At 62.3% G+C, this 13,604-nt stretch carries 8 protein-coding genes; 7 read left to right on the top strand and 1 reads right to left on the bottom strand.

Translation table 11 applies throughout. The annotated features are described in order from the left end of the window. Positions 1-7 precede the first annotated feature (7 nt). The 7 genes from KIH75_RS02455 to KIH75_RS10285 all read left to right on the top strand — a co-directional run bounded on the left by KIH75_RS02455 (position 8) and on the right by KIH75_RS10285 (position 10,548). Positions 8-1,759, top strand: a complete 1,752-nt coding sequence (locus KIH75_RS02455; RefSeq protein ID WP_219055235.1) for a GH3 auxin-responsive promoter family protein — start codon at positions 8-10, stop codon at positions 1,757-1,759. Positions 1,760-1,769: 10 nt separating this feature from the next. After that, positions 1,770-3,332: a GH3 family acyl-acid amido synthetase gene (locus KIH75_RS02460; RefSeq protein WP_219055236.1), complete on the top strand. Its 1,563-nt coding sequence runs from the start codon at positions 1,770-1,772 to the stop codon at positions 3,330-3,332. 3 nt (positions 3,333-3,335) lie between these two features. Continuing rightward, positions 3,336-5,123: an ABC transporter ATP-binding protein gene (locus KIH75_RS02465; RefSeq protein ID WP_219055237.1), complete on the top strand. Its 1,788-nt coding sequence runs from the start codon at positions 3,336-3,338 to the stop codon at positions 5,121-5,123. Next, positions 5,120-6,895, top strand: a complete 1,776-nt coding sequence (locus KIH75_RS02470) for an ABC transporter ATP-binding protein (RefSeq protein ID WP_219055238.1) — start codon at positions 5,120-5,122, stop codon at positions 6,893-6,895. Before KIH75_RS02465 ends, KIH75_RS02470 begins: the two co-directional genes overlap by 4 nt. Before the next feature lie 131 nt (positions 6,896-7,026). Then, positions 7,027-8,028 carry a ribokinase gene (locus KIH75_RS02475; protein ID WP_219055239.1) on the top strand — a complete coding sequence of 334 codons (1,002 nt, stop codon included), beginning with the start codon at positions 7,027-7,029 and terminating at the stop codon, positions 8,026-8,028. 270 nt (positions 8,029-8,298) lie between these two features. Then, complete coding sequence (locus KIH75_RS02480) at positions 8,299-9,522, top strand: serine hydrolase (RefSeq protein ID WP_219055240.1); 1,224 nt, start codon at positions 8,299-8,301, stop codon at positions 9,520-9,522. 27 nt (positions 9,523-9,549) lie between these two features. Then, positions 9,550-10,548 (top strand): serine hydrolase, encoded by a 999-nt coding sequence (locus KIH75_RS10285; RefSeq protein WP_219055241.1) that lies wholly within the window; start codon positions 9,550-9,552, stop codon positions 10,546-10,548. A gap of 146 nt (positions 10,549-10,694) precedes the next feature. On the opposite strand, the gene KIH75_RS02490 is transcribed toward KIH75_RS10285, so the two are convergent. Beyond that, positions 10,695-13,415, bottom strand: coding sequence for a DNA gyrase/topoisomerase IV subunit A (locus KIH75_RS02490; protein WP_219055242.1), 2,721 nt, complete (start codon positions 13,413-13,415; stop codon positions 10,695-10,697). Between the last annotated feature and the right edge of the window lie 189 nt (positions 13,416-13,604).

A 13,604-nucleotide genomic window follows, 5' to 3' on the forward strand; every position in this document is an offset into this window, starting at 1 on the left:
GGAAAACGTGTTCATCCAGTCAATCGCCAACGCATGCATCATCAACGTGCTGAAGAGAAGAGGAAGGAAGACCCTCGCTGGTCTTGAGGAAGGCAGCGCCCACGCGAAGCAGGTTTCGAACGACCTGCTGATGCGCATCGTCCAGGAAAACAAAGACACCGAATACGGGCGCAAATACCATTTCGACCAGATCCATTCGGTCGAGGACTACCAGCGTCTGGTACCGTTCTCCACCTACGACGATTACGCCCCATACATCGAGCGCATGACGCGCGAGAACGAAAGCGGCCTGCTTACCGCGAAGCCGACGGTGCATTACGCGGTGAGCAGCGGCAGCGTCGGCGCACCGAAGAACATCCCCGTCTCGCAGGAGCAGATCGACGTTTACGTCAAATACACCGCGAGCCTGCTGTTCGGCGCCCATGACGCGTATTCCCGCAAGACCAAAGGCAAGCCGCTCCCCGCAGGGCGAGGCCTGTCCCTCATCGAGGTCCGTGAAATGCATACGCCGAACGGCGTGTACAAGGGCCCTATTTCGGGCACGCTGCCGCGCGCGATCAAGAACCTGCTGCCGTTCATCTACACGTCGCCGCTGGAGGCCGTGTTCACCAATGGCCTGATGAACCTGAAGTACCTGCATCTGCGGTTCGCGCTCGAAGACCCGAACCTGAGCTTCATGATCGCGCCGTTCAGCACGCTGCTCGTGGATCTCATGACGTTGCTGGAATCCGATTGGAAGCAGCTGTGCGACGAGATCGAGCAGGGAACCCTCGATCCGAGCGCATCCATGCCGGATGACGTCCGCGAAAGCCTGCAGGCGAAGCTCAAGCCGAACCCGCGCAGGGCGGCCGAACTGCGCAAGGAATTCGAGCGTGGATTCGATACGCCGATCATCCCGCGCATCTGGAAACGCATGTGGGGCATCTCCACCATCGGATCGGGCGGTTTCGCGCCGTACACGGCGAAAATGCGCCGCTATTCCGGCGACATCCCCATCTTCTTCATGGTCTACGGCGCTTCGGAATCGTTGTTCGCCGCGGCGGACAAGGTGGAGGACGACACCTTCGTGATGATCCCCGAAGGCGGTTTCTACGAGTTCATTCCCGAAGACGGTCCGGACGAGGGCAAGCCGCTCACCATCGGCCAGCTTGAGGTCGGCAGGAACTACGAGATCGTGGTCACGAACCTTTCGGGCTTCTACCGTTACAAGATCAAGGACGTCGTGCAGGTCGTCGGATTCAAGGGCGAGGCTCCCCGCATCCGCTTCCAGTACAGGAAGAACCAGATGCTGAGCATCGCGGGGGAGAAGACGAACTCCGGTGCCGTCGAATGGGCGATCCAGCAGATGTCCAAGGAGATCGGCGTGCGCATTCCGGAATACAGCGTCTACGCCGACATCAGCGCGGAACCGGGACGTTACGTTCTGGTGTTCGAGCCGGAAACCGACCTGCCCGCCTCCAAGGTGGACGATTACGCCCGAATCTTCGAACGGTACCTTGGCGAGGCGAACCCCTCGTTCGGCGAGAAGATTACCGTCGGCACCCTGGGCAGGACCGTGGTGCACATCTCCCAGCCGGAAACCTATGCGCTCTACCGTGACATCCAGGTGATGAAGGGCGCATCCATCAACCAGCTCAAGCCGGTGCGCGTGCTCGATAATCCGATGAAGGAGCGTTTCTTCCTGACCATGATCAAGGACGAAAACGTCGAAAACGCCGCAACCGACGCAACCGACGCAACCACCGAGAACGAACAGTGAGGACAGAACCATGGCATTCCAACTGACCGACGCATTCTATGACCAGCGCAAGCAGCAGACCGACGTGCTGCTCGATATCCTCGCCCACGCGGCGCACAGTGACTGGGGCAAGGCGCATGACGTCGCCGATATCCGAAGCATCGAAGACTTCCGCAGCCGCGTGCCGCTCAGCGACTACGACGATTACCGCGAACCCATCGAGCGCATGAAGAACGGCGAACAGGACGTGCTGTTCGACGGGCCCACCGAAATGTTCCTGGCGACATCCGGCAGCACCGGCATCCCGAAACTGTACCCGGAAAGCCGTCTCGGCGGTCAGATGAAGAACAAGATCATGGAACTGCGCCTGTTCTCCAAGATGTCGCTGAAGCCTGGCGCCCTCGAAGAGGCCGTCGCCCAAGGCTACAAGGGCCTTTCGATGGCCAACCCCGCCGAATACGAACGCACCGCGGGCGGCATTCCGGTCGGCTCCGCATCCGGCCAGACCATTTCCGGCTCCGGCCGCAAGGAATCCCTCGTATACCCGGTGGCCCTGCTCAAGGCGACCTCGCTCGACCGTGAGACGCTCGACTACCTGCATGCCGTGCTCGCCGCGGCCGAACCCAAAGTGGCCGCCATCTTCTGCAACAACCCCGCGCACATCGAAACGTTGCTGAACTCCATCAACGACGATCTCGACCGCATCTGTGACGACATGGAACGCGGCGAACTGAGCGTCGACATCGATGACGACCTGCGTGCGGAACTGCTGCGCAACTTCCCCGCGAACCCGGAGCGCGCCGCCAAGCTGCGAGCGATCAAGGCGGCCGGCAGAAGCGTGGAGCTGGGCGACCTGTGGCCGAACCTCATGTACCTGAGCTGCTGGACGAGCGCCAGCGTGGGCCGTGTGCTCAAAAGCATGAAGCATATGATCCCCGAGAACGTGCTGTGCATGGACGGCGGGTACGGTGCCAGCGAAGGCAAGCTCAACATCCCGATCGAACCGGGCAACCCCTACGGCATCCCCACATCCTTCGCGGTGTTCTTCGAATTCCAGCCGCTGGATGGCGGCGATCCCATCTGCCTCTGGCAGGTCGAGGAGGGCAAGAGCTACCGCGTCCTGCTCACTACGTATTCGGGCCTGTACCGCTACCAGCTGCACGACATCGTCACCATCGGCCCCGCCTGGAACGGCATCCCGACCATCGTCTTCGCCTGCAAGGAGACCGACGCGCTGCAGGACGGCGAGCATAAGCTGTTCGCCTTCGAACTGTACGGTCTGGTCGAACAGTTCGAGGATCGCAACGACGTCATCGTGCGCCATGTCGAGATCTGCAACGCCGACGGTGTGACCGCCCTCGTGTTCGAACCCGGCGCCGCGGGCGGCAAAGCCAAGGAATTCGCCGACTTCATGCGCGAATCCCTGCGCGCCGAACATGGCATCGAACTCGACCGCGTGCTGTGCATGAAGGACGGCTACCGTAATTCGCTGTTCGTGCGCAAGGTCACGGAAGGCAAGACGGTGAACCAGACCAAGCTCGCGACCTTCACCGACCGCATGCCCGACGAGAGCATGATCGAAGCGGAGATGTGAGTCGTGAAGGTCATCACCCGTTACCTACGGCATGGCATCGGGCCGATGTGCCTCGTGTTCGTGTTCAGCATGATGCAGGTCGCCTGCCAGCTGATCCTGCCGACCATGACCGACAGGATCCTGCGACGCGGCGTATACCACGGCGATTTCGCCATCATCGGCGTCACCGGCATGCAGATGCTCGGCATCACCGTCGGCGTGGCGCTGTGCATGATCATCAGCGGTTATGCCAGCGCCAAGGCCACGGCGTTGGTGATCCGTGAGATCCGCCGGGACCTGTTCGGCAGGATCACACGGTTCACCTCGGCCGAATTCAACCATTTCGGTACCGCCACGCTGCTCACGCGCTGCACCGCCGACGTCTCTCAAGTGCAGAACATGCTCATCATGGGCATGCGCTCCGCGTTGATCGTGCCGTTCACCGGCATCGGCGCCCTCATCGTCGCGGCGCGGATGAACGTGTCGCTCACTATGCTGGTGCTCGTCGCCTTCGCCGCGGCGCTCGCGATCGCCTGGGCGGCGTCCCGGGCGAGCCGGAGCCGCTTCCAGAAGCTGCAGGAAAGCGTGGATCGCATCAACCTGCTGTTGAAGGAGAAGCTGACCGGAGCCCGTGCGGTGCGTGCGGCGAATCGGCAGGGCTATGAGGAGGAGCGACTGGAGGCCGCCGACGGCGAAGCCTATAGCAGCGCGTTGGGCGCGAGCCGTTTCGTATGCATGATGGCGCCCGCCATGCAGCTCATCATGAGCCTGACCATCGTGGGCGTGTATTATCTCGGCGCGGTGCAAGTCCAGCATGGTATGGCCGACAGCGCCGAACTCATCAAGTTCCTGCAGTACATCCTGATGTTCATCTCGTCGCTGGCGTCCGTGTCGGCCATTCTCGCGTTCATTCCGAGGGTCGGTGTCTCGCTCAGGCGCATCGACGAGGTGCTGTCGTACGGTTCCGGCGAATCCGCCGATACGGCCGGCCGGCTGCCCGAACGGGCGGACGGCGGCTCCTCGCTGCGCTTCGAGCATGTGAGCTTCGGCTACGCGGGATCGGACAGGCCGGTGCTCGACGACATCTCCTTCGAAGTCGAGCCGGGCCAGACGTTGGCGATCATCGGCTCGACGGGATCGGGCAAGACCACGTTGCTGCAGCTGATCATGCGGCTGTTCGAGCCGACGTCGGGCCGTGTGCTCATCGACGGCGTCGACATCGCCACCGTCGACAAGCGGCAGGTCCGCGAACGGATCTCGTACGCGCCGCAGTATTCGCGGCTGTTCAGCAGATCCATTTGGAACAACATGAAGCTGGCGCAAAGCGATATCACACGCGAACAGGCCGATTCGGCCTTGGCGAGTGCGCAGGCCGGCGAATTCGTGTCCGACCTGCCCGAGCGGTTGGACACCATCATGGAACAGGGCGGCAAGAACGTGTCGGGCGGCCAGCGTCAGCGTCTCTCGTTGGCGCGCGCCCTTGGCCGTGATGCCGGCATCTACCTGTTGGACGACACGTTCTCCGCGCTTGATGCCCGTACGGAACGCGCCGCGCGTCAGGAGACCCGTGAACGGCTGCATGGCAGGACCGTGGTGGTCGTCGCGCAGAAGATCGAGGCGATTCGCAACGCCGACCGCATTCTGGTGCTCGACGACGGCAAGGTGGCGGGCTTCGGCACGCACGACGAGTTGATGGAGCGCTGCACGGCGTACCGCGAGATCCACGACACGCAGTATTACGTGTCCAAGGACGACGGTTCGCGGCGCGGCGTATCCCAAGGCGATGCATCCCGGAACGGAGGCGAGGCATGATGGCGGCGAAAAGCAAGCAGCGCAAGTCGCGTAATTTCGCGGCGACCCTGCGCAGACTGGTCGCGATGTCCTGGCGCAATCCGGTGCTGGTGGTGATGCTGGTCGTCATGATTGCGCTGGAGACCGCTTTCCTCACCCTCGCGCCGCTGGTGATCCGTACGATCGCGAATCATATCGCCGGCGTCGCCGAAGGCAAAAGCATCGACTTCTCCTTTGTCACCACGCAGTGTCTGATTCTGGTGGGCATGTATGTGATCGGGCATTGCGCCAGCTGGCAGGACAATCGGATCGCCGTGCTCATCTCGCAGAAGATCGTCAAGCGGCTGAGGGACGACGCGCAGCGGAAGATCAACCGTATGCCGTTGCGGTATATCGACAGCCACCCGATCGGCGATTTGCTTTCGCGCGTCACCAATGATGTGAGCACGCTGTCGAGCATGCTCGACACCACGGTGATCAAGCTGATCTCGCAGGTGCTCACCATCGTCGGCACGTTGATCGCCATGCTGTGCCTCGACGTGCGTCTCAGCGTGATCTTCCTTATCATGGTGCCGTTGAGCTATGTGATCATGCAATCCATATCGCGTATCGCGCAGCCGATGTACAAGCGTCGCCAACGCTTGGTCGGCGAGTTGAACTCGATCATGGATGATGCCTACACGAATCACGAAGTGATGCAGGCGTTCTGCTGCGAGGGCCGGATCCGCGAGGATTTCGACGAGCTCAACGACAAGGTGACGCACATGTACGTCCGCAGCCGTTTCGTCACGGGGTTCCTGCTGCCGGCGTCCAAGTTGCTGAACAACCTCGCCTACATCGCGTTGTGCGTGCTGGGCGGCATCCTGCTGGTGAAGGGCAAGCTCGACATCGGCAGTTTCCAGGCGTTCCTGATCTACGCGGGCCTCATCGACACGCCGATACAGACCCTGGCCGGCAGCTTCAACAACCTGGCTTTGGGCGTCGCTTCGGCCGAACGCATCTTCGAATTCCTTGACGCCCCGGAATCGCCGAGCGAAGGCGAGCCGAAGCAGACGCTCGACGCGGCACGCGGCGAGGTCGAATTCTCCCACGTGCAGTTCGGGTATGTGCCCGGCAAGCAGCTCATGCATGACGTGAGCTTCAAGGCCGAACCCGGCCAGACCATGGCGGTGGTCGGTCCGTCCGGTGCGGGCAAGACCACGCTCGTCAACCTGCTGATGCGCTTCTACGACATCCAGGGCGGTTCGATACGCATCGACGGCGTCGACACGCGCGACCTGTCCAAGCGGAACCTGCGCGAGCAGTTCGGCATGGTCCTGCAGGACACCTGGCTGTTCGAAGGAACCATCGCCGAGAACATCGGCTACGGTAAGCAGGGAGCCACGCGCGGGGAGATCATCGAAGCCGCGAAGGCCGTGAACTGCGACAGTTTCATCGATAAGCTGCCGGACGGCTACGACACCGTGATCCGCGACGGGAATTCCGCCCTGTCCGCGGGCGAACGGCAGTTGCTCACCATCGCACGCATCGTGCTGGCCGATCCGAACATCCTGATCCTCGACGAGGCCACCTCGCAGGTCGACACCAAGACTGAGCTGCTTATCACGCAGGCCATGGAACATATCATGCGCGGGCGCACCAGCTTCATCATCGCCCATCGTCTGCTGACGATCCGCAACGCCGACTGCATTCTCTATATGGAGAACGGTGACATCCTCGAAGTCGGCTCGCATGAGCAGCTGATGGCGCTCGACGGCAAGTACGCCGCGCTGTACCGGAGCGCGTCGGATTGATGGTTCAATCGTCGAAATAAGTGGTGAGACGTTGCGATGGCGGGGTTTTCGGCCCCGCCATCACGCGTTTCGGGGGCGTGTTCATGTGAGGAAAGTGGCTTTTGGTCGGGAGGGCTACTAAGCTGTAGCGCATGCTTGAAGAGAGTGAAGAGCACGAACAGATGCCCGAAGCCATTCGGGAACGACTACGCTCACTGGAAGACGCACGAGGCTCCATCGTCGTCGTCGGCTCCATGAATGCCGATTACACGGTCGCGGCAAAGCATTTGCCGGCACCGGGCGAGACGGTCAGCGGAGGCAGCCTGAAGATCCTGCCTGGCGGCAAGGGCTCCAATCAGGCGTCCGCGGCGGCGCGTCTCGGCGCACAGGTCTGCATGTTGGGCGCGGTCGGTGAGGATGACAACGCGAACTTCCTGCTACGCAAACTGGACGAGGCCGGTGTCGACACCGCCGAAATCCTGCATGAGGAAGGTGTGAGCGGTACCACGATCATCACCGTGGATCCGGAAGGCAAGAACACCATCGTGTATTCGCCGGGTTCGAACGCGAAGGTCAGCGCGGGGTACGTGCAGTCGCATCAGGATGTGATCGCCGATTCCAAGGTGCTTGGCCTGTGCCTGGAAAGCCCGCTGGCCACGGTGATCGCGGCCGCGCAGACCGGCCATGAGGCCGGGGTCACGGTGTTGCTGAACGATTCGCCATTCATCGACGAATTGCCGCATGAGCTTATCGAAGCCGCCGACATCCTGCTGGTCAGCCAGCATGAGGTGGCCCAGCTGCTGGGCATGCCCGACGAGGATGTGTCCACCATCGACTGGTTCGACGCGGTTTCCCGTTTCGAGGATTACGGGTTCGATCGCGTGGTGGTCACGCTCGGCGCGTCCGGTTCGATCGTGATCGAGGACGGCAACTGGCATCGCGTCTCCGCGGTGCAGGTCAAGTCCGTGGACACCACCGGCTGCATCGATTCCTTCATGGGAACCGTGCTCGCCGGATTGGCCGCCGGCTACACGTTGCTGCAGTCCGCACAGATGGGCTCCTACGTTTCCGCATACGCGTCCACCAAGCTGGGTGCGCAGTCCGCATACGGTTCCGTGACCGAAGTGGTCAACTACTTCAGCGACAACGACTGATCGCAGCAGGACATTCATCCATACACAAGGTCAGGGCCTCCCGTCATTGCGACGGGAGGCCCTAGTCATGCGTACGGCGACGTTCCGTGACGGACGGACGCATCGTTGTCATGGGCAAATCGACGAAGCGGAAGCCCGGGTGACTTTTCGAATGGTTGTGAGCCGGAACGATTCCGTCGTACGCCTTGCCATATATCCTGAACGCATACGCTTGCCGGCACTGCATTGCGGTTCCGCGCGAATGAAGAGATGAGGGGACGGGGGAACGCCATGTTCTGTACCAATTGTGGACAGCCCAACGACGATACTGCGAAATTCTGCATCAACTGCGGCAATCAGCTTGTACCGGAATCGGAACCGGCCTATGAGCGGGCGCAGGAACCGCAATCCTGGGAATGCTCGTTTTGCCGGTCGTTGAATGACGCCGATTGCGTGTTCTGTACATACTGCGGGCAGCGTCGGCATATCGTTGACGATGCCGAAGAACCGGATGCGGCGGGGGAGTGGGCAACGGCCCCATCGGAGTACGCGCAGTTGGAGGCGGTCGCTTCGGCACCCGAACCCGACGCGCAGAGCCGGAAGGGCAAGTATGGTCTTGTGATAGCGGTGACGGCGGCCGTTGTCGTCGTCGCGCTGATCGTCGGCGGAGGTCTGCTGTGGTACCGGTACTCCGGAAACAGCGCCCATAATGCATCCGAAACCACCGAAACCACCGAAACGGCGGACAGCTCCGATTCGGCGAAACGGAAGAAGAATCAGAAGAAGGAATCGAAGAAGGGGAAGGAGAAAACCAAATCCTCATCATCCGATTCCGCGAAGAAGAAGACCCTGGACAGGAAAACCATGGATGCCCTGGTCAACCCGTATGACACAAGTTCGGGCAGCGTCGCCGTCTCGGTGATGACCAGCGACAAGACCGTAAGCTATTCGTCGGAACACGCCTACCTGTCCATGTCGTCGGCGGGCCTGTACTTTCCTCCGTGGCTCGACTATTACGATAAGTCCGGTTCCTCGCCGGCCACCGACTATAGCGCCGCTCTTACCTCGATGGATAACGATAAGGCCAACGATCTGATCGACGCGGTCGGCGGGCTTGACGCGCTCAACAGCTGGCTGGACGCGCGAGGGTATAGCAGCACCCACTTCGGGCATCGTTACGGTGACGTCGAAACCGCAGGGCTCGGGTACCAGAACACCACGTCGTCGAACGATGCCGCGAAGATGCTGACCGCAATGATCGCCAAGGGCGACGACGGTTTGCTTACCTATGATGTCACCACCGATGGCGTGAACGTGCCTTCCGGCGCGACCGTGCATGCGCACCGCGGCATGGGTGTCGGCGACGCATACGACTACTACATGGTGGTTTCGAACGGCAGCCGGAAGGTCGCGGTCGTGGTGCTCACCCAGAACCAATCCAAAGAGCAGGCGGCCTCCCTGACCTCCGGTGTGCTTCGGCAGGTCTGGAACACCATGCTTTCGGACGGGAAGTGACCGGAAATGGCGCGGCATGCGAAGCGCGTGACACGTTGGACCCCGCGCGGCGGCATCCGGTTGAGGATCGTGGTGGCTGCCATACTCGCCATCACCGTGGTGATCGGTGTGGCGGCGTCCGCGGCGCAACGTTATTTCAGCGGCTTCCGGGAGGCGCGATTGCAATCGGTGGCCAGTGGCACGGAAAACCGGCCCGCCACGAGGTCTTCGACGGCGCACGCTGAAAACCCGAAGGATACGAAGGGAACCGACGAGCGGAATCAGGCGAAACAGCGGACGCTTGACGCTTTGTCGGCTCAGTTGCAGCAGCAGCTGGCCGGATATCAGGGAACCTGGCAGGTGTATGTCGAGGATCTGCCGACCGGCGCCTCGATCAGCATCAACAGTCACCAGCAGTATTCGGCGAGCGTCATCAAACTGATGGTGATGCTCGCGGTGTTCCAGCAGATCGCCGACGGCACGCTGCAGGAGGATGCGCAGATCGATGATCTGCTCACCCGGATGATCACCGTCAGCGACAATGAGGCCACCAACACGCTCGTCGACCGCTTGGGGAACGGCGATACGCAGGCCGGATACGCGGTGGTCAACGGTACGGCGCAACGATACGGATTCACTCAATCCCATCTCGACCAGCGTATGGGCAATTTGACGGGTGATACCGGGAAGCAGACCTCCGTGGGCGATCAGGGGCGCTTTCTGGCGGCGGCATGCCGAGGGCAGCTCGTTTCGGCCGAATACAGCCAGAGAATGATCGGCCTGATGCTTCAGCAGACCAGACGGAGCAAGATTCCGGCCGGTCTGCCCTCGCAGGTGAGCGTCGCGAATAAAACCGGGGAGAGCCCCGGAGTCGAGAATGATTCCGCCATGGTGTTCGCCGCGGGTGATGGCGAGCGTATAGCTGGGGCGACGCCCGGCACCGGCGACTATGTGATCGCGGTGATGAGCGAGAACGTTCCCATGCCCAGCGAGGCGCAGAACGATATTCGTACCATGTCATCCACGGTATGGTCGGCGTTGCAATAGCGCTGCAGGCACATGACGTATGACATGCGGAAAGCGGTGAGTCGCTGAGAATAACCGATCGGGCCCTTCCATCGTGATGATGGAAGGGCCCGATCGGTTAAGGGCACAATGCTCTTTGCGTCGCTTCGAGACGGGGAAGACGCCGCTTATCCGGCGAAAGCGATGGGAGCGTCCAATTCGGTGCCGGAGCCGTCGCGGCGCATGTCGGGCTCGGGCAGCTCCACCGGCGAACCGCCTTCGGTGGAGGCATGCACCGGGTACGCGCCCACCCAGGCGAAGATAAGCGTGTCCTGCCCCTTGAGGAAACGCTGCGAACGCACGCCGCCGGTGGCACGCCCCTTGGTCGGGTACATTTCCAGCGGGGTCACCTTGGCCGCGCCGTTCTCGGTTCCGGGCAGCGCCTCGGAATCACCGGCCACGGTGAGCACCACCGCGCCGGACGCGGACGTCAAACCGTTGTCACCCTCCTCATAGGTCCACGGAACCATACCGGCGGGTACCGCGTTGAACGCGGCCACCGTGCAGCCCTCGGCGAGTTTGATACCCGCCATGCCTCCGGCGGTACGCCCCTGCGGGCGCACGTTGCGCGCTTCGAAGGTCAGCAGCGAGGAATCGGTGGACACGAACACCAGTCGATCCTCATCGCGGGCGACCGCAGCGAACACGATCTCATCGCCATCCTTCAGATCGATCACCGACCACGAATCCATGGTGGTCGGAGCCTCACGATTCCAGCGTTTCACCACGCCGGCACGCGTACCGATGGCCAACGACGGCAACGTGCCGCGCCCTTCCTTGCCGTTCGCATCGCCGTTCGTGTCTCCGGTCGCGTCCGCTTCGCCCTCGCCGTTCGTGCTGGGGGCGGGTTCCATGGCGATGGCGGTGATCACGCGCTCGCCGGGGATCGGGTCGGTGCTTTCCGTCTGCCCGATCAGCTCGTCCGCCTTCACGCCGCCGCTCAGGCTCAACGCGTCCGAGGTGGGGACTGCCGGCAGATCCACCACGGAGGCGAGCACCAGTCGCCCCGCGGAGGTGATCAGCGCATAGGAGGCGCGCGTGGACGTGTTGAAGATGGAAACGATCTGATCGTCGGCGGTGCGCTTGCCGGAGACGGAACGGGTACGGAACCTGTCCATCGCATCCGGCGTGGATCGCGCGATCAGGCCAGTGGCGCTCATCATCACCACGCACGGCTCGTTCTCGATCTTCAGCCCGCCGCTTTCCTCGCCGGCCTTCTTCGCGGCGGCCACGTCGGCGGCGGCGGATTCCACGGTGTTCACGGATTTCGCGGCTTCCAGTGCGACCGCGGACACGCCGGACATGCCTTCGGCCACGACCGGGACGAGCTTGCCGTCGGCATCGGTGTCGAGCAGCACCGTGCGGCGCGGCGTACCGTATTCGGCCACGGCCTGGTCCATTTCGTCGATCACGACGCGGTCGAGCGCTTCGGCGGAGGCGAGGATGCGGTCAAGCTCTTCGATACGGCGCTTCAGATCATCGCGTTCCGCTTCGAGTTCGATGCGGCTCATCTTGGTCAGCCTGCGCAGACGCAGGTCGAGGATGTACTGCGCCTGGATCTCATCCAGGTCGAACACCTGCATCAGTCGGCTCTTCGCGGTGTCCGCGTCTTCGGAGGAGCGGATCACCTGGATCACCTCGTCGATGTCGATCATCGCCAACAGCAGGCCTTCGACCAGGTGCAGGCGTTCCAGCGCCTTCTTGCGGCGGAATTCGCTGCGGCGCCTGATCACCGCGCGGCGGTGTTCGATCCACACCTGCAGCATTTCCTTGAGACCCATGGTGTGCGGCCTGCCGTCGACCAGCGCCACGTTGTTCATGGCGAAATTGTCCTGCAACGGGGTGTGCTTCAGCAGCTGCGCGAGCACGGCGTGCGGGTCGAAGCCGGTTTTCAGCTCGATCACCAGACGGGTGCCGTTGTGGCGGTCGCTCAGGTCGATTGCGCCGGAAATGCCTTCGAGCTTATGGTTCTTCACGCCCTCGGAGATGCGTTCGAGCACTTTCTCCGGGCCTACCATGTACGGCAGTTCGGTCACTACGATGGCCTGCTTGCGCGCGGTCACATGTTCGATATGCGTGGTGGCGCGCGTGGAAAGCGTGCCGCGGCCGGAGGCGTACGCCTCACGGATGCCGTCGCGTCCGATGATCATGCCGCCGGTCGGCCAATCCGGGCCAGGCACGTAGCGCATCAGCTCTTCGAGTGTGGCGTCCGGGTGCGCCATCAGATGCTTCGCGGCGTTCACGACTTCGCCGAGATTATGCGTGGCGAGGTTCGTGGCCATGCCCACGGCGATGCCGGAACCGCCGTTGACCAGCAGGTTCGGGATGGCCGCGGGGAGTACGGTGGGTTCCTTGAGCTTGTTGTCGTAGTTCGGTGTGAAGTCGACGGTGTCCTCATCGATGTCGGCGTTCATGCCGAGCGCCGCGGGGGCGAGCCTTGCCTCGGTGTAACGGGATGCGGCCGGGCCGTCGTCCAGCGAGCCGAAGTTGCCGTGGCCGTCCACGAGCGGCAGTCTCATGGCGAACGGCTGCGCCAAACGGACCATGGCCTCGTAGATGGCCGAATCGCCGTGCGGGTGGAGCTTGCCCATCACTTCGCCCACCACACGCGCCGACTTCATGTACGGGCGGTCCGGGGTCAGGTTCATCTGGCCCATCTGGTAGACGATGCGCCGCTGCACGGGCTTCATACCGTCGCGGGCGTCGGGGAGTGCGCGGGCGTAGATCACGGAGTACGCGTATTCGAGGAACGATTTGCTCATCTCCTCGTTCAACGGCGTCTCGACGATGTTCTCTTTCACTGTGCGCGGATCGTATGCCGGCGCGGCTGCCTTACGATGTGATGCCATGGGACTCCTTGGAATTTGCAAACTCGCTCCATTTTAGCGCCCTTCCCGCCGCCGCGGTGTACCGCCCGGATATCGTCCGATATCGCCGATAGCGCCGGAAATCAATCGACAGGACGATGGATAACGTTGTCATGTGACATATAATCAAAAAGCGTGATGCCGCGGGGTGATGCTGCGGATTTCGTGCCG

This window comes from Bifidobacterium pongonis (assembly GCF_019331805.1).
Classification (GTDB): domain Bacteria; phylum Actinomycetota; class Actinomycetes; order Actinomycetales; family Bifidobacteriaceae; genus Bifidobacterium; species Bifidobacterium pongonis.

Excerpts from the sequence above, each read along its gene's own strand:
- KIH75_RS02475 (WP_219055239.1), top strand. The coding sequence starts at position 7,027 with ATGCTTGAAGAGAGTGAAGAGCACGAACAGATGCCCGAAGCCATTCGG.
- KIH75_RS02480 (WP_219055240.1), top strand. The coding sequence starts at position 8,299 with ATGTTCTGTACCAATTGTGGACAGCCCAACGACGATACTGCGAAATTC.
- KIH75_RS02460 (WP_219055236.1), top strand. The coding sequence starts at position 1,770 with ATGGCATTCCAACTGACCGACGCATTCTATGACCAGCGCAAGCAGCAG.
- KIH75_RS02470 (WP_219055238.1), top strand. The coding sequence starts at position 5,120 with ATGATGGCGGCGAAAAGCAAGCAGCGCAAGTCGCGTAATTTCGCGGCG.
- KIH75_RS02490 (WP_219055242.1), bottom strand. The coding sequence starts at position 13,415 with ATGGCATCACATCGTAAGGCAGCCGCGCCGGCATACGATCCGCGCACA.